This is a genomic window from Streptomyces sp. NPDC026246, from assembly GCF_055567995.1.
The window spans coordinates 315,690-335,223 of record NZ_JBVHPJ010000001.1; the positions used below are offsets into that span (position 1 = coordinate 315,690).

The 19,534-nt window shown below is 71.3% G+C and carries 15 protein-coding genes and 1 pseudogene; 4 read left to right on the plus strand and 12 right to left on the minus strand.

Features of this window, described 5'->3' with window-relative positions:
• The first annotated feature begins 155 nt into the window (after positions 1–155).
• Complete coding sequence (locus ACZ4M5_RS01360) at positions 156–4,046, plus strand: glycoside hydrolase family 2 TIM barrel-domain containing protein (RefSeq protein ID WP_467731842.1); 3,891 nt, start codon at positions 156–158, stop codon at positions 4,044–4,046.
• Between the two features lie 49 nt (positions 4,047–4,095).
• On the opposite strand, the gene ACZ4M5_RS01365 is transcribed toward ACZ4M5_RS01360, so the two are convergent.
• Positions 4,096–4,458: an ArsR/SmtB family transcription factor gene (locus tag ACZ4M5_RS01365; RefSeq protein ID WP_467731844.1), complete on the minus strand. Its 363-nt coding sequence runs from the start codon at positions 4,456–4,458 to the stop codon at positions 4,096–4,098.
• A 142-nt stretch (positions 4,459–4,600) separates the two neighbouring features.
• Here ACZ4M5_RS01365 and ACZ4M5_RS01370 point away from each other — a divergent pair, with 142 nt between their 5' ends.
• Together ACZ4M5_RS01370 and ACZ4M5_RS01375 are read left to right on the plus strand one after the other, a co-directional pair.
• Positions 4,601–6,082, plus strand: coding sequence for an AlkA N-terminal domain-containing protein (locus ACZ4M5_RS01370; RefSeq protein ID WP_467732820.1), 1,482 nt, complete (start codon positions 4,601–4,603; stop codon positions 6,080–6,082).
• Complete coding sequence (locus ACZ4M5_RS01375) at positions 6,079–6,561, plus strand: methylated-DNA--[protein]-cysteine S-methyltransferase (protein WP_467731846.1); 483 nt, start codon at positions 6,079–6,081, stop codon at positions 6,559–6,561. The genes ACZ4M5_RS01370 and ACZ4M5_RS01375 overlap by 4 nt, the downstream gene beginning before the upstream one ends.
• A 10-nt stretch (positions 6,562–6,571) precedes the next feature.
• Here ACZ4M5_RS01375 and ACZ4M5_RS01380 read toward each other — a convergent pair.
• The 3 genes and pseudogenes from ACZ4M5_RS01380 to ACZ4M5_RS01390 form a co-directional block, all read right to left on the minus strand.
• Positions 6,572–7,305: pseudogene (locus ACZ4M5_RS01380) on the minus strand (SIR2 family NAD-dependent protein deacylase).
• 98 nt (positions 7,306–7,403) lie between these two features.
• On the minus strand, positions 7,404–7,898 hold the full coding sequence (locus ACZ4M5_RS01385) for an NUDIX domain-containing protein (protein ID WP_467731848.1): 495 nt from the start codon (positions 7,896–7,898) through the stop codon (positions 7,404–7,406).
• Positions 7,899–7,942: 44 nt separating this feature from the next.
• Positions 7,943–9,013 (minus strand): ADP-ribosylglycohydrolase family protein, encoded by a 1,071-nt coding sequence (locus tag ACZ4M5_RS01390; RefSeq protein WP_467731850.1) that lies wholly within the window; start codon positions 9,011–9,013, stop codon positions 7,943–7,945.
• 159 nt (positions 9,014–9,172) lie between these two features.
• Here ACZ4M5_RS01390 and ACZ4M5_RS01395 point away from each other — a divergent pair, with 159 nt between their 5' ends.
• Positions 9,173–10,333, plus strand: a complete 1,161-nt coding sequence (locus tag ACZ4M5_RS01395) for a glycerate kinase (protein ID WP_467731852.1) — start codon at positions 9,173–9,175, stop codon at positions 10,331–10,333.
• A 235-nt stretch (positions 10,334–10,568) separates the two neighbouring features.
• On the opposite strand, the gene pssA is transcribed toward ACZ4M5_RS01395, so the two are convergent.
• The 8 genes from pssA to ACZ4M5_RS01435 form a co-directional block, all read right to left on the minus strand.
• Positions 10,569–11,351 (minus strand): CDP-diacylglycerol--serine O-phosphatidyltransferase, encoded by a 783-nt coding sequence (pssA, locus tag ACZ4M5_RS01400; RefSeq protein WP_333934415.1) that lies wholly within the window; start codon positions 11,349–11,351, stop codon positions 10,569–10,571.
• Positions 11,352–11,409: 58 nt separating this feature from the next.
• Positions 11,410–12,066, minus strand: a complete 657-nt coding sequence (locus tag ACZ4M5_RS01405) for a phosphatidylserine decarboxylase (RefSeq protein ID WP_467731854.1) — start codon at positions 12,064–12,066, stop codon at positions 11,410–11,412.
• Between the two features lie 170 nt (positions 12,067–12,236).
• Positions 12,237–13,442: an acyl-CoA dehydrogenase family protein gene (locus ACZ4M5_RS01410; RefSeq protein ID WP_467731856.1), complete on the minus strand. Its 1,206-nt coding sequence runs from the start codon at positions 13,440–13,442 to the stop codon at positions 12,237–12,239.
• Between the two features lie 2 nt (positions 13,443–13,444).
• Positions 13,445–13,957, minus strand: a complete 513-nt coding sequence (locus ACZ4M5_RS01415) for a MaoC family dehydratase (RefSeq protein WP_062930087.1) — start codon at positions 13,955–13,957, stop codon at positions 13,445–13,447.
• A 5-nt stretch (positions 13,958–13,962) separates the two neighbouring features.
• Complete coding sequence (locus tag ACZ4M5_RS01420; RefSeq protein WP_467731859.1) at positions 13,963–14,925, minus strand: HpcH/HpaI aldolase/citrate lyase family protein; 963 nt, start codon at positions 14,923–14,925, stop codon at positions 13,963–13,965.
• Positions 14,922–16,970, minus strand: a complete 2,049-nt coding sequence (locus ACZ4M5_RS01425; protein WP_467731861.1) for a protein meaA — start codon at positions 16,968–16,970, stop codon at positions 14,922–14,924. The genes ACZ4M5_RS01420 and ACZ4M5_RS01425 overlap by 4 nt, the downstream gene beginning before the upstream one ends.
• 17 nt (positions 16,971–16,987) lie before the next feature.
• Positions 16,988–18,331 carry a crotonyl-CoA carboxylase/reductase gene (gene ccrA / locus ACZ4M5_RS01430; protein WP_467731863.1) on the minus strand — a complete coding sequence of 448 codons (1,344 nt, stop codon included), beginning with the start codon at positions 18,329–18,331 and terminating at the stop codon, positions 16,988–16,990.
• Positions 18,332–18,714: 383 nt separating this feature from the next.
• Positions 18,715–19,521 (minus strand): TetR family transcriptional regulator, encoded by an 807-nt coding sequence (locus ACZ4M5_RS01435; protein WP_467731865.1) that lies wholly within the window; start codon positions 19,519–19,521, stop codon positions 18,715–18,717.
• Positions 19,522–19,534: the final 13 nt, after the last annotated feature.

Genomic DNA, 19,534 nt, shown 5'->3' on the forward strand with positions numbered 1-19,534 from the left:
CTGTTCGAGTCCTAGGGTGTGCCTGCTCAGCAGTTGCTCCGTCACCGTCAGTTGCCCGCGCCCCGACGGAAACACCCCGCACCCAGGGAGAGTTGGGTCCGCCGCTGACACGCCCTCAGTCCGTGCACCCCGTCGCACCGAGGAAGGCCACGGTCATGCCGCACCCGCTCCCGTCCCTCGCCGACCGGCCCGTCGTCAGCCGGCGCCGCCTGCTCGAAGGGGGCGCCGCCGTCCTCGGCGCGCTCGCCCTGTCCGCTTCACCCGCCGCGGCGTCCCCGGCCGGCCGGCGCCCCGCCGCGGACGGCCCACCGGAGTGGAACGACTCCCTCGCCACGTACCGGATCGGCACCGAGCCGCCGCACACCACGCTGATGCCCTACGCCGACCTCGGCCAGGCCCTGGAAGGCGACCGCGAGCGCTCGCCGTACCGGCTCAGCCTGGACGGCACCTGGAAGTTCGCCTACGCCGACCGGCCCGAGGACCGCGACCCGGATTTTCACCGCACCGACGTCGACGACTCCGGCTGGGACACCGTCCCCGTGCCGTCCGCCTGGCAGCTGCACGGCTACGACGTCCCGATCTACGTCAACATCACCTACCCTTGGTGGGGCCCCAACGGCGGCGGCGAGAACGCCCAGCCGCCCGCCGCCCCCACCCGCCGCAACCCCGTCGGCCAGTACCGCCGCACCTTCACCGTGCCCCGCGACTGGCGCGGCCGGCGTACCTTCCTGCACTTCGAGGGTGTCAAGTCCGCCCACTACGTGTGGATCAACGGCGAACTCGTGGGCTACCACGAGGACTCCTACACCTCCGCCGAGTACGACATCACCCGCCACCTCAAGCCGGGCACGAACCGGATCGCCGTCGAGGTCTACCGCTACTCCGACGCGGAGTGGCTGGAGGACCAGGACATGATCCGGCTGAGCGGCATCTTCCGCTCGGTCCACCTGTACTCCACCCCCGACGTGCACCTGCGCGACTTCAAGCTCGACACCCCGCTCGGTGACGGCTACACCTCCGCCGCACTCGAGGTCACCGCGCACGTGCGCGACTACGGCGGTGAGGGCGGGGGCCGCCACACCGTCGAGACCCAGCTGTACGACGCCCGGGGCCACGCCGTCTGGTCCCGGCCCCTGAACGGGACCGTCGACGTGCCGGACGGCGACGAGGCAAGCGTGCGGGTGTCCCGCGCCGTCCCGGCACCGAAGCTCTGGTCGGCCGAGCACCCCTACCTCTACACCGCCGTGCTGCGCCTGCGCGATCCGTCCGGGAAGGTGATCGAGACCCTCTCGCACCGGGTCGGCCTGCGCGAGTTCGCGTTGAAGGACGGCCTGATGCGGATCAACGGCCGGCCGGTCTCCTTCCGCGGCACCAACCGGCACGAGATGCACCCCGTCACCGGCTCGGCGCTCACCCGCGCCCAGATGGTCGAGGACATCGGGATCATCAAGCGCCTCAACATCAACAGCGTCCGCACCTCGCACTACCCCAACAACCCGCTGTGGCTCGAACTCGCCGACGAGTACGGCCTGTACCTCGTCGGCGAGACCAACCTGGAGACCCACGGCATCCGCGACCGGTTCCCGGGCAGCGGTCACCCCGAGTGGACCGAGGCGTGCGTGGTGCGCGCGCAGAACATGGTCCACCGGGACAAGAACCACGCCAGCGTGGTCATCTGGTCCCTCGGCAACGAGGCGGGCGGCGGCACCACCTTCAACGCCATGCACGACTGGATCCGCTCCTACGACCCCACCCGTGTCATCCAGTACGAGGGCGACGACCGTCCCGGCATCAGCGACATCCGCTCCGAGATGTACGACAGCCCCCAACGCGTCGAGCAGCGCGCCCTGGACACCAGCGACACTCGGCCGTACGTGATGATCGAGTATTCCCACGGCATGGGGAACTCCAACGGCAACTTCACGAAGTACTGGGACGTCGTCCGCCGTCACGACGTGCTCCAGGGCGGCTGGATCTGGGACTTCGTCGACCAGGCGCTGCGCTGGCCCACCCCGGCGCGCAAGCTGCTGACCGAGTCCGGTCCGGGCCGCCTGCGCGGCGAGATCATGGCACCGGCCGGCACCTTCGACCGCGCCGAGGGCGTGTCCGGCGGCACGGTCTTCCCCCGCGACCCCGGACTGGACCTCACCGGCTCCCTGACGCTGGAGGCGTGGATCACCCCGCACGTGACGGGCTATCACCAGCCCATTCTCGCCAAGGGGGACACCCAGTACGCCCTCAAACAGACGGACCGGACCCTGGAGTTCTTCATCCACGGCGGCGGCCAGTGGATCACCGCGAGCTGGGCCCTGCCCGGTGACTGGACGGGCAGCGAGCACCACGTCGCCGGAGTCTTCGACGCGGACGCCGGCACCCTCACCCTGTACGTCGACGGCCGGGTGCGCGGCACCCGGACCACCACCCGGCGCCCCGCGAACAACACCGCGTCCCTGTCCCTGGCCACCGACGTCGACAACCCGACCCGGGAGTTCAGCGGAACCGTCCGGCGGGCCCGCGTGTACGCCCGGGCGCTGAGCGCCGCGGAGCTGGCCTCGGACACCCGGACGCCGGACGACGAGGGCGTGCGGTTCTGGTTCGACGCCGCCACCGCGGGCCTCACCGAGAAACGCCCGCGCGACCGGACCTTCTACGCCTACGGCGGCGACTGGGGCGACAACCCCAACGACGGTGCGTTCTCCGGCGACGGCATCGTCACCGCCGACCGCGGCCTCACCGGCAAGTCGGCCGAGGTCAAGCAGGTCTACCAGGCGATCGGCGTCACCAAGGCCCGGGGCGGCCCCGGCGCCGTCACGCTCACCAACGAGTACCTGTTCACCAACCTCCGCGAGTTCGACGGGCGTTGGGAGCTGATCGCCGACGGCGACGTCGTGCGGCGGGGGCGGCTGACCGGTGAACAGCTGGACATCGCCCCGCTGAGCAGCAAGGACGTCACCGTGCCGGTGCGGCTGCCGGCGAAGCCCGAGCCGGGCACGGAGTACTTCCTCCGGCTCTCCTTCGCCCTCAGGGAGCGCACCCCGTGGGCGAAGGCCGGGTTCGAGGTGGCCAAGCGCCAGCTCGCCCTCGACGTGGACACCCCGGCCGTACGGCCCGTGCCCCTGCGCAGCGTGCCCGCCCTGCGGCACATGGACGGGGAGCGGACCCTCACGGTGACGGGCAGGGGATTCTCGCTCACCCTCGACAAGGCCACCGGCACCCTCGCCTCCTACGAGGCGGGCGGGATGCGGCTCCTCACGTCCGGGCCCGTGCCGAACTTCTGGCGGGCGCCCACCGACAACGACCGGGGCAACGGCCACCACACCCGCAACCAGACCTGGCGCGACGCCGGGGCGAAGCGGAAGGTGACCGACGTACGGGTGCGGACCCTGGACGACCGGGCCGTCGAGGTCACCGTCACCGGCGCCCTGCCCACCGCCACCGAGTCCGCCTTCGGCACGACGTACACCGTCTTCGGCAACGGCGAGATCAAGGTCGACAGCACCCTGCGCCCCGGCTCGCCGGACCTGCCCTACATCCCCGAGGTCGGCACCCTGCTGTTCCTGCCGCGCCGGCTCGACCGGCTGCACTACTACGGCCGGGGACCCGAGGAGAACATGTGGGACCGCAACGACGCCACCGACGTGGGTCGGTACTCCGGCACCGTCTCCGGGCAGTGGTCGCCCTATCTGCGGCCCCAGGAGAACGGCAACAAGACCGACGTCCGCTGGGCCGCGCTGACCGACCGGAGCGGCCGGGGACTGCTGGTGTGCGGTGAACCGCTGGTGGAGGTCAACGCCTCCCACTTCACGCCCGAGGACCTCTCGGTGGGCGCCCGCCACGACTACCAGCTCACGCCGCGGGACGCGGTGGTGCTGCGGGTCAATCACCGCCAGATGGGCGTCGGCGGCGACGACAGCTGGGGCGCGCACACCCACGACGAGTTCAAGCTGTTCGCCGACCGGGACCACACGTACACCTACCGGCTGCGACCGCTGACGCGCCTGAGCGAGGCGACGGAGCTCTCGCGCCGGCCCACCGCCACCGGCTAGAAACGCCGCGGCTTCCGGCCAGGACCGCCGCCGGGCCCGGCGGCGCCGCTCACCCGGCGGTGTCGCTGAGGCCCAGGCGCAGGTGCTCGACGTGGTACACGGCCTGGTCGAGCAGTTCGGCGACGTGGTGGTCGTGCAGCGCGTACACCACCGAACGGCCCCGGCGCTCGCCGACGACCAGGCCCAGGTTGCGCAGCAGCCGCAGCTGGTGCGAACACGCCGACTGCTCCATGCCGACCTCGGCGGCCAGCTCCGTCGCGGGCAGCGGACCTTCGCGCAGCCGGGCCAGGATGAGCAGCCGGGAGGGCGTGGACAGGGCCTGGAGGGTGGTGGCGACCTTCGCGACGTTGTCCGCGTCGAGGCGTACGCGCTCGGTGGCGTCCAGCGCGGGGGTGACGGCTCCATGACCCATGACGTCATCGTACCGGTCCCACACGAACACATGAATGAATCTTCATCTGTCCCGGCCGGTCGCCCGCGTCCGCACCTCGATGTCGGATTCTCGCCAGCACCCGCCCGCCCCGGTGGCCGATGCTTGAGGCATGCGGATGGGGATGCACACCGACACCGAGCGCTGCGTGCGCGCCGTGCGGTCGAAGGACGCGCGCTTCGACGGCTGGTTCTTCACGGCCGTCCTGACCACCGGCATCTACTGCCGGCCCAGCTGCCCGGTGGTGCCGCCCAAGCCGGAGAACATGGTCTTCCACCCCAGCGCCGCGGCCTGCCAGCAGGCCGGGTTCCGGGCCTGCAAGCGCTGCCGGCCCGACACCAGCCCCGGCTCACCCGAGTGGAACCAGCGGGCCGACCTCGTGGCCCGGGCCATGCGGCTGATCACCGACGGCGTCGTGGACCGCGAGGGCGTACCAGGCCTCGCCGCCCGCCTCGGCTACAGCACCCGGCAGGTCGAACGCCAGCTCCTCGCCGAACTGGGCGCCGGCCCCCTGGCGCTCGCCCGCGCCCAGCGCGCCCAGACGGCCCGGCTGCTCATCGAGACGACGGCCCTGCCCATGGCACAGGTCGCCTTCGCTGCCGGCTTCGCCTCGATCCGCACCTTCAACGACACGGTCCGCGAGGTCTTCGCCCTCTCCCCGAGCGACCTGCGCGCCCGCAGCCCGAAGCGGCAGGGCGCGAGCACCCCGGGGGCGCTGTCCCTCCGGCTGCCGTTCCGCGCCCCGCTCAACCCCGCCAACCTCTTCGGCCACCTCGCGGCCACGGCCGTGCCCGGAGTGGAGGAGTGGCGCGACGGCTCCTACCGCCGCACCCTGCGCCTGCCCTACGGCCACGCCATCGCCGCCCTCACCCCCGCCCCCGACCACATCGCCTGCCGCCTCACCCTCAGCGACCTGCGCGACCTCACCGTCGCCATCAGCCGCTGCCGGCGGCTGCTCGACCTGGACGCCGACCCCGTCGCCATCGACGACCAGCTGCGCACCGACCCGGTCCTCGCACCGCTGGTGGACAAGGCCCCCGGGCGGCGCGTCCCGCGCACGGTGGACGAGGCGGAGTTCGCCGTCCGGGCCGTACTCGGCCAGCAGGTGTCCACCGCCGCCGCCCGCACCCACGCCGCCCGCCTGGTCGGCGCGCACGGTGAACCCGTCGACGATCCCGAGGGCGGCCTCACCCACCTCTTCCCCGACCCGCGGGCCCTGGCGGAGCTCGACCCGGAGACACTCGCGCTGCCCCGCACCCGCCGCACCACCCTCACGACCCTGGTCCGCGCCCTCGCCGACCAGGGCCTGGGCCTCGGCGTGGAGAGCGACTGGCCGCAGACCCGCGACCGGCTCCTCGCCCTGCCCGGCTTCGGCCCCTGGACGGCCGACGTCATCGCCATGCGCGCCCTCGGCGACCCCGACGCCTTCCTCCCCACCGACCTCGGCGTGCGCCGCGCCGCCCGCGCACTGGGCCTGCCGTCCACTCCGGCGGCGCTCACCGCCCGCGCGGCGGCCTGGCGCCCCTGGCGCGCCTACGCCGTCCAGTACCTCTGGGCCACCGACGACCACCCGATCAACTTCCTCCCCGCACAAGGACGTCCATGAAGCAGCACACCGTGACCGACAGCCCCTACGGAGCCCTCACCCTCGTCGCCGAGGACGGCGTCCTGTGCGGCCTGTACATGACCGACCAGCGCCACCGCCCGCCCCAGGAGACCTTCGGCACCCGGGACGACACCCTCTTCGCGCAGGCCGAGGAGGAGCTGACGGCCTACTTCGCCGGGGAACTCGTGGAGTTCACGGTCGAGACGCGCCTGAACGGCACCCCGTTCCAGCGCAGGGTCTGGGAGGAACTGCGCCGCATCCCCTACGGCGAGACGCGCACCTACGGCCAACTGGCCCTGGCCCTGGGCGCCCCCGCCGCCTCCCGCGCGGTCGGTCTCGCCAACGGCCGCAACCCCCTGGGCATCATCGTCCCCTGCCACCGCGTGATCGGTGCCGACGGCAGCCTCACGGGCTACGGGGGCGGCCTGGAACGCAAGCAGCGCCTGCTGGACTTCGAACGGGGAGCGGCCCTGTTCTGATCTCCGGCCGCTACCCCGCCGCGAGCTTGCGCAGCAGCGCCGGCAGGGCCGTGCCGATGGGGTCCCGGACGACCTCGTCGGCGAGCTCGTCGTACGGCGTGGGCTCGGCGTTGACGACGATCAGCCGGGCGCCGTGGTCGGCGGCCACTGAGGCGAGCCCCGCGGCGGGGTGCACCTGCAGGCTGCTGCCGGCGGCGACGAAGACCTGGCACGCCTTGGTGACGGCGGCCGCCTCACCGAGCACGACGGGGTCGAGACGCTCACCGAACATCACCGTGGCCGGCTTCAGGATCCCGCCGCACCGCGCGCACGGCGGGTCGGCCTCCCCGGCCTCGACCCGGTCCAGGGCCTCCTTCATCGGCCCCCGCGCGTGGCAGGCGGTGCACACGAACTCCCGTGCCGTGCCGTGCCGTGCAGTTCGAGGACCTTGCGGGCGGGCATCCCGGCGAGCTGGTGCAGCCCGTCCACGTTCTGCGTGATCACCCGCACCGGCACCCCGGACTGCTCCAGCTCCGCGACGGCCCGGTGCGCGGCGTTCGGCTCGGCACCGAGGACCCCGGTCTCCCACCGCATCCGCCACGACCGCCGCCGGATCTCCGGATCGCCCATGTAGTACGCGTAGGTCACGAGCTTCTCGGCCTCGGGATCCCGCCGCCACAGCCCGTGGGGCCCGCGGTAGTCGGGGATCCCGGAGTCGGTGGACACACCGGCACCGGTGAGCAGGGCGACGAGCGGCTTGGCCATGCCGGCGAGCGTAGGCCGGATCCCGGGGGGCGGCGAGCGGATATCGCGCGACGGCAGCCGTCACCGTCAGCCGTCGCCGTCAGCGGCAGCCGTCAGCGTCAGTGCACCCGGTGGCCGCTCTCCAGTTCCGCCGGGCCCGAGCCCTCCGCCAGGGCGTCGAGGGCGGCCAGGACGCGGCGGCCGAGGGCGCCGGGCAGGTACGCGGTCAGCTCCTCGCGGGGGACCGTACGCCAGGACAGCAGCTCCTCCTCCTGAAGACGGATCGCCTTCAGGTCCTCCTCGCCGAGCACCCCGCCGTCGTACAGGTACGCCACCAGCGGCGGTCGGCCCGCGCCGGGCACCCAGTCCACCGCCAGCAGCCGCCCGGGCTCGCGGTCCAGGCCGATCTCCTCCAGCGTCTCGCGCCGCGCGCCCTGCCGCGGTGTCTCCCCGTCGTCGGACTCGACGGTGCCGCCGGGCAGCGCCCAGCCCTCCCGGTAGTTGGGCTCGACCAGGAGGACCCGGCCCCCGCCGTCCCGGAACAGCACGGCCGCACCGGCCAGGACACGGGGCAGGGAGGCGATGTAGGCGGCGTAGTCGGCAGAGGTGCTCATGAGGGGCAGAGTAGCCACCGAACGGCCCTCCCGAACCCGCCGGTTCAGCCCCCCGACTCCGCCAGCCGCACCGTCCGCTCCGCCAGCTCGCTGATGCGGACCCGGTCGAAGCCGAACACCGCGCTGCGCACCGTGTCCTCCAGCGGCGCCGTCCACTGCGCGGGGATGGCCGCGGCGCCGCCCAGCACCCCCGCCACCGAGCCCGCCGTCGCGCCGTTGGAGTCGGTGTCCAGGCCGCCGCGGACGGTCAGCGTGATGGTGCGGGTGAAGTCGCCGTCACCGTACAGCAGGCCCGCCGTGAGGACGGCGACGTTCGGGATCGTGTGGATCCACCCCATCCCGGCGGTCTCCTCGGCGACCGTGGTCAGCGTGTCCTCCCAGGACATCCGCGTGTCGTGCAGCGAGACCACCCGGCGGACGGTGCGGGCGAGGCGGCTGCCGGGCGGGATCACGGCCAGGGCCTCGTCGAGGGCCCGCCGCACGGTGGGCGCGGTGAACGCCGCCGCGATCAGCGCCGCCGCCCACATCGCCCCGTAGACCCCGTTCCCGGTGTGCGACAGCACGGCGTCCCGCCGGGCCAGCGAGGCGGCCCGGCGTGGCGCGCCCGGGCAGGTCCAGCCGAACACGTCGGCCCGGATGAGGGCCCCGATCCACTCCTGGTAGGGGTTGTCGTACGTCGCGGTCAGCGGCGGCTTCAGCCCGCCCGCGAGGTTGCGGTACGCGGCCCGCTCGGCGGTGAACGTCTGCAGGTACGGCAGCCGCAGCAGCCACAGGTCGCCCACCTGCTCGGTGCTGAAGCCGAAGCCGTGGGTCTCCAGCAGGTCGAGGCCGAGGATCGCGTAGTCCACGTCGTCGTCGCGGCAGCTGCCGTGGATGCGGCCGCGGACGCACTGGCGCCACTCGGGGCGCAGGGCGCCCGCCTCGTCGCCGGCGGGCTCGGGCAGGTAGTCCGTCAGCGGGAGGGCGGAGGCCCGCCTGAGGTAGCGGTCGATGCGGTCGCGCGACCAGACCTCGCCCTGTTCGACGGGCTTGCCGAGCATGTTGCCCGCGATGCGGCCCTGCCAGCCGCCGAGGATGCGGTCGCCGAGGTCTGTGTCCGAGCGTGCGGCGGTCATGGTGGAGGTCTACCCGTTTCGGGGGCGGAGACCGCGGCGAGGGCCGCTGGGGTCCATGGGGTGGGCACGAGCTGACGGGGGACGGCTCCTCCGGTTAAGGTCGCAGCGGCGCGACTGGCCTTGACGTGCGTGAAGGCCCGGAGAGCAAGGGGAGTGCAAGTGGCGGACGCTGCAGGAAGCGGAACCCGGAGGGCACAGCGGGTGCTCGTCGCCGCGGACAAGTTCAAGGGGTCGCTGACGGCCGTGGAGGTCGCCGAGCGGGTCACGGCCGGGTTGCGCCATGTCCTGCCCGACCTCCGCGTCGAGGCACTGCCCGTGGCCGACGGCGGCGACGGCACCGTGGCCGCGGCCGTCGCGGCCGGCTTCGAACGCCGGGAGGTCCGGGTCGCCGGCCCCCTCGGCGACGAGGTGACGGCGGCGTACGCGCTGCGCGAGGGCACCGCCGTCGTGGAGATGGCCGAGGCGAGCGGGCTGCAACGGCTGCCCGAGGGGGTCTTCGCCCCGCTGACGGCCTCGACCCGCGGCTCCGGCGAGCTGCTGCGCGCCGCGCTGGACGCCGGTGCCCGCACCATCGTCTTCGGCGTGGGCGGCAGCGCCACCACCGACGGCGGCGCCGGCATGCTGTCGGCGCTGGGCGCCCGGTTCCTGGACGCGGAGGGGAAGCCGGTGCCCCCGGGCGGCGGCGGTCTCGCCGAGCTTGCGACGGCGGACCTGTCGGGTCTCGACCCGCGTCTGGCCGACGTCGAGCTGGTCCTCGCCAGCGACGTCGACAACCCGCTGACCGGCCCGAAGGGCGCGCCCGCGGTGTACGGCCCGCAGAAGGGCGCCTCACCGGACGACGTGGCGGCGCTGGACGCCGCCCTCGCGCACTTCGCGAAGGTGCTGGAGGAGACGGCCGGCCCGGAGGCGGCCGCGTACGCGGCGTCGCCGGGTGCGGGCGCCGCCGGCGGCATCGGCTACGGCGCCCTGCTCCTGGGCGCCCGGTTCCGCCCCGGCATCGAGGTCATGCTCGACGTCCTGGGCTTCGCGCCCGCCCTGGACCGCGCGGATCTGGTGATCACCGGTGAGGGCTCCCTCGACGAGCAGACGCTGCACGGCAAGGCCCCGGCGGGCGTCGCCACGGCGGCCCGCGCCGCCGGCCGCGACGTCGTGGCGGTCTGCGGCCGTCTGGCCCTGCCCCCGGAGGTCCTGGGCCGGGCCGGGATCCGCAGGGCGTACCCCCTGACGGACGAGGAGCCGGACGTCGCCAAGTGCATCGCCGAGGCGGGCCCCCTCCTGGAACGAGTCGCCCACCGAATCGCCCAGGACTTCCTGACCTGACCGACCCCGTGGGCCCGGGGATCCGGGGGTCCGGGGGCCCCGGGCCGCCGCGGACCCTCGGGCCCGGTCAGAGCCGTTCCCGGATTGACCGTGTTTGCCCTGGTCGTGAGTGGCTTCCCCCTTCCCCGGGGGAGGGGAGCACCTCGGGCAGCCGGCGTAGAGGCGCCCGCGCGCGCCCGCGCACGGGAAGGGCCCCGGACCGTCACCCGGTCCGGGGCCCTTCGCCTGCGTTCTGCTACGGCAGCTGCGCCGCCCGTGCCTCGCGACGGTTGTCGCGGAAGTTGTTCACCCGCCGGGCCGTCGCGAACAGCGGGATGACCGCGCCCATGACCAGCTGCAGCGCGCAGCCCGTCTGCAGCAGCAGCTGACCGCTCGGCGCGTCGAACGCCCAGGCCGCCATCAGGCCCATGCCCAGCACGATCCACGACAGCATCGCCACGGCGAGCCGTCCCCGCGGCTTCGGGTACTCCACGCGGCTCACCATCAGCCACGCCGTCCCCAGGATCGCCAGCAGGGTCGCCACGAAGGGCAGCTCCAGCAGGACGATCGACACGACCGTGAGCGCGCCGAACGGTGACGGCATGCCCTGGAAGGTGCCGTCCTTGACCGTGACGCACGAGAACCGGGCGAGCCGCAGCACCACCGCCAGCAGCACCACGATGGCCCCGACCGCGGCGACCCGCTGGTACGCGCCGTCCGCGACCATGCCGTAGACGAGGACGAAGTACGCCGGCGCCAGGCCGAAGCTGATCAGGTCCGACAGGTTGTCCAGCTCGGCGCCCATCGGCGAGGACCGCAGCTTGCGCGCCACCAGGCCGTCGAACAGGTCGAAGACCGCCGCGCAGAGCATGAGGATGACCGCCGTGGCCGCGCTGTTGCGCGCCATGCCGGTCTCCTGGCTGCCCATGAGGTCCGGGATGAGGATGCCCGTGGTGGTGAAGTACACCGCCATGAAGCCGCAGGTGGCGTTGCCGAGCGTCAGCGTGTCCGCTATCGACAGCCGGAGGGAGAGGGGCATCTCCTCTTCCTCGTCGACCTCGTCGGACCCCGGGACCCAGCCGGACTTGGTATCAGGATCAACCACGGTCAATGCGAGTCACCCCAGCCACGGTCTTCTGCCCCACCTCGACCGCGACCTCCACGCCCTCGGGCAGGTAGAGGTCGACGCGCGAGCCGAAGCGGATCAGGCCGATCCGCTCGCCCTGCTCGACCTTGGTGCCCTGGGGCACGTAGGGGACGATACGGCGGGCGACGGCACCGGCGATCTGGATCATCTCGATGTCGCCGAGCTCGGTGTCGAAGTGCCAGATCACGCGCTCGTTGTTCTCGCTCTCCTTGTTGAAGGCGGGAACGAAGCCACCGGGCACGTGCTCGACGGACGTCACGGTGCCGGCCAGCGGCGCACGGTTGACGTGGACGTTGAGCGGGCTCATGAAGATCGCGACGCGGGTGCGGCCGTCCTTCCACGGCATGATGCTCTGCACCACACCGTCGGCGGGCGAGATGACCCGGCCCTGGGTGATCTCGCGCTCGGGGTCGCGGAAGAACCACAGCATCCCCGCCGCCAGCGCGGTGGCGGGAACGGCCACGGCCTTGGCGGCGCCGGAACGGCGCGCGCGGGCCAGGCTGAGTGCTGCGGTGGCGACGGTCGGAAGGAGCCACGGCGATGCTCCGCGCGCGAGGCGTACGCCGGCCCGGCTGTCGCGAGATGCAGAGGTTTGGCTGTGGGGCATGGATGACCTTCGTAGCGGATGATGCCGCACTCTGACGGGGGACGGCGGCTTTCCGGCGATCGTAGCGGCTCGCGGCCCTAACTGGGTAAGCCAGGCTGCCGAGTCGGCGGCTGAAGCGTGCTGACGGGGTGTGATCTTCTTCTCCAAGAAAACACCCCGTATCCGGACATCTAGCCCTGGAATCGATACTCTTCGAGCAGTCGCCTGCCGATGATCATTTTCTGGATCTCGGCGGTACCTTCACCGATCAGCAGCATCGGCGCCTCGCGGTAGAGGCGCTCGATCTCGTACTCCTTGGAGAAGCCGTAGCCGCCGTGGATCCGGAAGGCGTCCTCGACGACCTCCTTGCAGTACTCGGAGGCGAGGTACTTCGCCATCCCAGCCTCGAGGTCGTTTCGCTCCCCGGAGTCCTTTTTGCGTGCCGCGTTCACCATCATCGCATGCGCGGCCTCGACCTTGGTAGCCATCTCGGCCAGCTTGAACTGGATCGCCTGGTGCTGGGCGATCGCCTTGCCGAAGGTGTGCCGCTGCTGCGCGTACTGGACGCCCAGTTCGAACGCACGCTGCGCGACGCCGCAGCCACGCGCCGCCACGTTCACGCGGCCGACCTCGACGCCGTCCATCATCTGGTAGAAACCGCGGCCGGTGACCCCGCCGAGCACGCGGTCCGCGGGAACCCGCAGGCCATCCATGATGAGCTCGGTGGTGTCGACCCCCTTGTAGCCCATCTTGTCGATCTTGCCGGGGATGGTGAGACCGGGGCGGACCTCGCCGAAACCGGGCTCCTTCTCGACCAGGAAGGTGGTCATCGACTTGTGGGGCGCCGTGCCCTCGGGGTGACCTTCGTCACTTCGGACCAGAACGGCCACCAGCGACGACGTTCCGCCGTTCGTCAGCCACATCTTCTGGCCGTTCAGGACGTACTCCTCGCCGTCCTTCACCGCCTTGGACGTGATCGCCGACACGTCCGAGCCGAGACCCGGCTCCGACATCGAGAACGCGCCCCGGATGTCGCCGGCCGCCATGCGCGGCAGGAAGTGGTCCTTCTGCTCCTGCGTGCCGTGCTGCTTGAGCATGTAGGCCACGATGAAGTGGGTGTTGATGATGCCGGACACCGACATCCAGCCGCGCGCGATCTCCTCGACGCACAGCGCGTACGTCAGGAGCGACTCGCCCAGACCGCCGTACTCCTCGGGAATCATCAGGCCGAACAGGCCCAACTCCTTCAGCCCGTCGACGATCGCTTGCGGGTACTCGTCGCGGTGCTCCAGTTCCGTGGCGACCGGAATGATCTCTTTGTCCACGAAGTCCCGGACGGTGGACAGGATCTCCTGCTGGACGTCCGTCAGACCGGCGGTCTGGGCGAGTCGCGCCATGGCTACTTCTCCTGCTCCCTGAGCTCGGGGCGGCCGGGCTGCTCGCCGCCGCGCTCCTTGATGTACGTCTCGGTCGGCACCATCACCTTGCGGCGGAACACGCAGACCAGCGTGCCGTCCTGCTTGTAGCCCTTGGTCTCCACGTACACGATGCCGCGGTCGTTCTTCGACTTCGAGGGCCACTTGTCGAGCACGGTCGTCTGGCCGTAGACCGTGTCGCCGTGGAAGGTCGGCGCCACGTGCTTCAACGACTCGATCTCCAGGTTGGCGATGGCCTTGCCGGAGATGTCCGGCACGGACATGCCGAGCAGCAGCGAGTAGATGTAGTTGCCCACCACGACGTTCTTGCCGAAGTCCGTCGTCTTCTCCGCATAGTTCGTGTCCATGTGGAGGGGGTGGTGGTTCATCGTGAGGAGACAGAACAGGTGGTCGTCGTACTCCGTGACCGTCTTGCCCGGCCAGTGCTTGTACGTCGCGCCGACCTCGAACTCCTCGTAGGTGCGTCCGAACTGCATGGCGCTCAGCCCTCCGGGATCTCGAACTTGCTGGTGCGCTGCATGCCGGCGGCGCGGCCCTTGCCGGAGATGACCAGGGCCATCTTGCGGCTGGCCTCGTCGATCATCTCGTCGCCGAGCATCGCCGAGCCCTTCTTGCCGCCCGCCTCGGACGTGTAGTAGTCGTACGCGTCCAGGATCAGCTCGGCGTGGTCGTAGTCCTCCTGCGACGGCGAGAAGATCTCGTTGGACGCCTCGACCTGGCCCGGGTGCAGCACCCACTTGCCGTCGAAGCCGAGGGCGGCGGCGCGCTGGGCGACCTCGCGGTAGCCCTCGACGTTGCGGATCTGCAGGTAGGGGCCGTCGATCGCCTGGAGGTTGTTGGCGCGGGCGGCCATCAGGATCTTCATCAGGATGTAGTGGTAGGCGTCCGCCGGGTAGCCGGGCGGCTGCTCGCCCACCACCAGCGACTTCATGTTGATGGACGCCATGAAGTCGGCCGGGCCGAAGATGATGGTCTCCACGCGCGGGGAGGCCTGGGCGATCTCGTTGACGTTGTTCAGGCCCTGGGCGTTCTCGATCTGCGCCTCGATGCCGATGCGGCCGACCTCGAAGCCCATGGTCTTCTCGATCTGCGTCAGCAGCAGGTCCAGCGCCACGATCTGCTGGGCGTCCTGCACCTTCGGCAGCATGATGCAGTCGAGGTTGGGGCCGGCGCCCTCGACGACCGTGACGACGTCGCGGTAGGTCCACTCGGTCGTCCAGTCGTTGACACGCACGACCCGCGTCTTGCCCGTCCAGTCGCCCTCGTTGAGGAACTTCACGATGGTGTGCCGCGCCTCGGGCTTGGCCAGCGGGGCGCAGGCGTCCTCCAGGTCGAGGAAGACCTGGTCCGCCGGGAGGCCCTGCGCCTTCTCCAGGAAGCGCGGGTTCGAGCCCGGTACCGCCAGGCAGGAACGCCGGGGGCGAAGGCGGTTGACGGTCGTCATGCGGGGACCTCCAGGGGGTCGAGCTGGTTCGCTTTCCGGATCTCGTCGACGATGCGGCCGATGATCCCGGTGATGTCGAAGTCCTTCGGGGTGAAGACCGCGGCCACTCCGGCTGCCCTGAGCTGCTCGGCGTCACCATTCGGGATGATGCCACCGGCGATCACGGGTATATCTGTGGCACCGGCCACACGCAGCCGTTCGAGGACGTCCGGGACCAGCTGGGCGTGCGATCCGGACAGGATCGACAGGCCGACCGCGTGGACGTCCTCGGCGAGGGCCGCGTCCACGATCTGCTCCGGCGTCAGCCGGATGCCCTGGTAGACCACCTCGAAGCCGGCGTCCCGCGCGCGCACCGCGATCTGCTCGGCGCCGTTGGAGTGCCCGTCCAGGCCCGGCTTGCCGACCAGGAAGCGCAGCTTGCCCACGTCCAGGTCCTTGGCGGTCAGCTCCACCTTGCGGCGGACCAGGGCCAGCGTGCTGCCCTCCTCGACCGGGACGGCCACCGGGGCCGAGGAGACGCCCGTGGGCGCCCGGAACTCGCCGAACACCTCGCGCAGGGCCCCCGCCCACTCGCCGGTCGTCGCGCCGGCGCGGGCGCACTCCAGGGTGGCCTCCATGAGGTTCTCGTTGCCGCGTGCGGCGTCCTTCAGCCGTTCCAGGGCCTTGCAGGGCCTCGGGTGGTTGAAGGGCGGCTGGTAGCGGCTGTCGCGCCACTGCTCGAGTCCGGCGATGACCCGGGCCTCGACCGCCGGGTCCACCGTCTGGATCGCGGTGTCCAGGTCGGCGGTCAGCGGGTTCGGCTCGGTGCCCTCGAAGGCGTTCACGCCGATGATCTTCTCCTGGCCGGACTCGATCCGGCCGCGGCGCTCGGCGTGCGAGGCGACCAGCTGCGACTTGAGGTAGCCGGACTCGACGGCCGCCATCGCGCCGCCCATCTCCTGGATGCGGTCGATCTCGGCGAACGCGTCCTCGACGAGCTGCTCCACCTTCGCCTCGATCACCTTCGACCCCTCGAAGATGTCCTCGTACTCCAGCAGGTCGCTCTCGTACGCCAGGACCTGCTGGATGCGCAGCGACCACTGCTGGTCCCAGGGGCGGGGCAGGCCCAGGGCCTCGTTCCAGGCGGGCAGCTGCACGGCACGCGCGCGGGCGTCCTTGGAGAGGGTGACGGCCAGCATCTCCAGCACGATCCGCTGGACGTTGTTCTCCGGCTGCGCCTCGGTCAGGCCCAGGGAGTTGACCTGGACGCCGTAGCGGAAGCGGCGCTGCTTGGGGTTCTCGATGCCGTAGCGCTCGCGGGTGATGCGGTCCCAGATGCGGCCGAACGCCCGCATCTTGCACATCTCCTCGATGAAGCGGACGCCCGCGTTCACGAAGAAGGAGATGCGCGCGACGACGTCGCCCATGCGGTCCTGCGGCACCTGGCCGGAGTCGCGCACCGCGTCCAGCACGGCGATGGCGGTGGACATCGCGTACGCGATCTCCTGGACCGGTGTGGCGCCCGCCTCCTGCAGGTGGTAGCTGCAGATGTTGATCGGGTTCCACTTCGGCATGTGGGAGACCGTGTACGCGATCATGTCCGTCGTCAGGCGGAGCGAGGGGCCCGGCGGGAAGACGTGCGTCCCGCGGGACAGGTACTCCTTGACGATGTCGTTCTGGGTCGTGCCCTGGAGCTTGGTGATGTCGGCACCCTGCTCCTCGGCGACGACCTGGTAGAGCGCCAGCAGCCACATGGCCGTGGCGTTGATGGTCATCGAGGTGTTCATCTGCTCCAGGGGGATGTCCTGGAACAGTCGGCGCATGTCACCGACGTGCGCGATCGGCACGCCGACCCGGCCCACCTCGCCGCGGGCGAGGATGTGGTCGGAGTCGTAGCCGGTCTGCGTCGGCAGGTCGAACGCCACCGACAGACCCGTCTGGCCCTTGGCGAGGTTGCGCCGGTACAGCTCGTTGGACGCCTCGGCCGTGGAGTGACCGGCGTACGTGCGCATGAGCCACGGCCGGTCCTTCTCCCGCCTGCCGTCGGCGGGCTGACGCTCAGTCATCTGTGCCCCCGGGTGTCTCAGATGTTGCGGAAGCGGTTGATGGCGTCGATGTGCTGGGCGCGCTTGGCCTCGTCGCGCACGCCCAGGCCCTCCTCGGGGGACATGCACAGCACGCCGACCTTGCCCTGGTGGAGGTTGCGGTGCACGTCGAACGCGGCCTGGCCGGTGTCCTCCAGGGAGTACACCTTGGACAGCGTGGGGTGGATCTTGCCCTTCGCGATGAGCCGGTTGGCCTCCCAGGCCTCGCGGTAGTTGGCGAAGTGCGAGCCGATGATCCGCTTCAGCGACATCCACAGGTAGCGGTTGTCGTACTCGTGCATGTAGCCCGAGGTCGAGGCGCAGGTGGTGATGGTGCCGCCCTTGCGGGTGACGAACACGGAGGCGCCGAAGGTCTCCCGGCCCGGGTGCTCGAAGACGATGTCGATGTCCTCGCCGCCGGTGAGTTCGCGGATGCGCTTGCCGAAGCGCTTCCACTCCTTGGGGTCCTGCGTGTTCTCGTCCTTCCAGAACTTGTAGCCCTCGGCGTTGCGGTCGATGATCGCCTCGGCGCCCATCGAGCGGCAGATCTCCGCCTTCTGCGGCGAGGAGACGACGCAGATCGGGTTGGCGCCGCCGGCCAGGGCGAACTGCGTGGCGTAGGAGCCGAGTCCGCCGCTCGCGCCCCAGATCAGGACGTTGTCGCCCTGCTTCATGCCGGCGCCGTTGCGGGAGACCAGCTGCCGGTAGGCGGTGGAGTTGACCAGACCGGGGGCGGCGGCCTCCTCCCAGCTGAGGTGGTCGGGCTTGGGCATCAGCTGGTTGGACTTCACCAGCGCGATCTCGGCGAGTCCGCCGAAGTTGGTCTCGAAGCCCCAGATGCGCTGCTCGGGGTCGAGCATCGTGTCGTTGTGGCCGTCCGAGGACTCCAGCTCGACCGACAGGCAGTGGGCGACGACCTCGTCACCGGGCTTCCAGGAGTTGACGCCGGGGCCGGTGCGCAGGACGACGCCCGCGAGGTCGGAGCCGATGATGTGGTACGGCAGGTCGTGCCGCTTGGCCAGGTCGCTGGTGCGGCCGTAGCGCTCCAGGAAGCCGAACGTGGACAGCGGCTCGAAGATCGACGTCCACACCGAGTTGTAGTTGACCGACGAGGCCATGACGGCCACCAGCGCCTCGCCCGGGCCGAGCTCGGGCAGCGGCACCTCGTCCAGGTGGATCGACTTGCGGGGGTCCTTGTCGCGCGTGGCGAGCCCGGAGAACATCTCCGTCTCGTCCTTGTGCACGGTGATCGCGCGGTACGACTCGGGCAGCGGGAGGGCGGCGAAGTCCTCCGACGTGGAGTCGGGCGACTGGATCGCGGCCAGGATGTCCTTCACGGTCACGGTGTTGCCTCCGGCGGTGAGCGCCCTGAGGGAGGGGCGCCGATGGTTACGTCGGTGCTGCTGAGGGTTGAGGGGGTGCCGTCGGTTCGGCGGTGGTGCTGATCGGCAGCGCATGGTGGCGCGGGAGGTTGCCTGTGACGCAGGCGTCCGGACGGGCAGGCGGGTTCGGCCTGCCGGGACGTCGCCCGGACTCCCTTCAACGTATGACACCGCGTGTCACCCCGCAAGGCACTGAGTGCCAGAACTTCCACTCAGATGAAATCTTTACGCAACATATGAGCGATGATCGATCGAACGAGGTCGGTGATGGCCCGCAAAATGGCCCCTGACATGCCAAAACGGCCACCCCGAAGGGTGGCCGTCATCACAGTGCCGTGAGCCGCTCAGCGCTCCTTGAGGGCCTGCTCGATGGTCCGCATGACCTCGTCCAGCGGGGCGTCGGTGCGGGCGACCGTCACCAGCACCTCGCCCTGCGTGGAGGCCGTCGCCGCCGGCTGGGGGTCCGCGGAGCGCCCCGCGCCGATGCCGGTGCCGAACGTCCTGCGCACGATGGCGAACGCGTGGTCCAGCTGCGCCTCCACATCGCCCTGACCGCCGGCCCTGAGCCAGCGCCGCAGCACGTGGTTGTGCGCGGTGACCACCGCCGAGGCGGCCACCTCCGCCAGCAGCGGGTCGTCGTTGGCGTCGTCGGCGTGCGCGCGCTCGTCGAAGTGGCCGAGGAGATAGCGGGTGAACAGCCGCTCGTAGCGGGCCACCGAGGCGATCTCCGCCTCGCGCAGGGTGGGCACCTCGCGCGTCAGCTTGTAGCGGGCGACCGAGATCTCCGGCCGGGCCGCGTACATCCGCATGACCTCCTTGATGCCGCGGCACACGGTGTCGAGCGGATGCTCGTGCGCGGGCGCCGCGTTGAGCACCGCCTCGGCGCGGATCAGGGTGTCGTCGTGGTCGGGGAAGATCGCCTCTTCCTTGGAACGGAAGTGGCGGAAGAACGTACGGCGGGCCACCCCGGCCCGGGCCGCGATCTCGTCGACGGTGGTCGCCTCGTACCCCTTCGTCGCGAACAGCTCCATCGCGGCGGCCGCCAGTTCCCGGCGCATCTTGAGCCGCTGGGCGGCGGCACGGGAGCCGGCGGCGCTCTCCGGGGCGTCGGCCGTGGCGGGTGTACGTGAGGACTTGGCGGGCTGGGGCATGCCCTGAACGTAC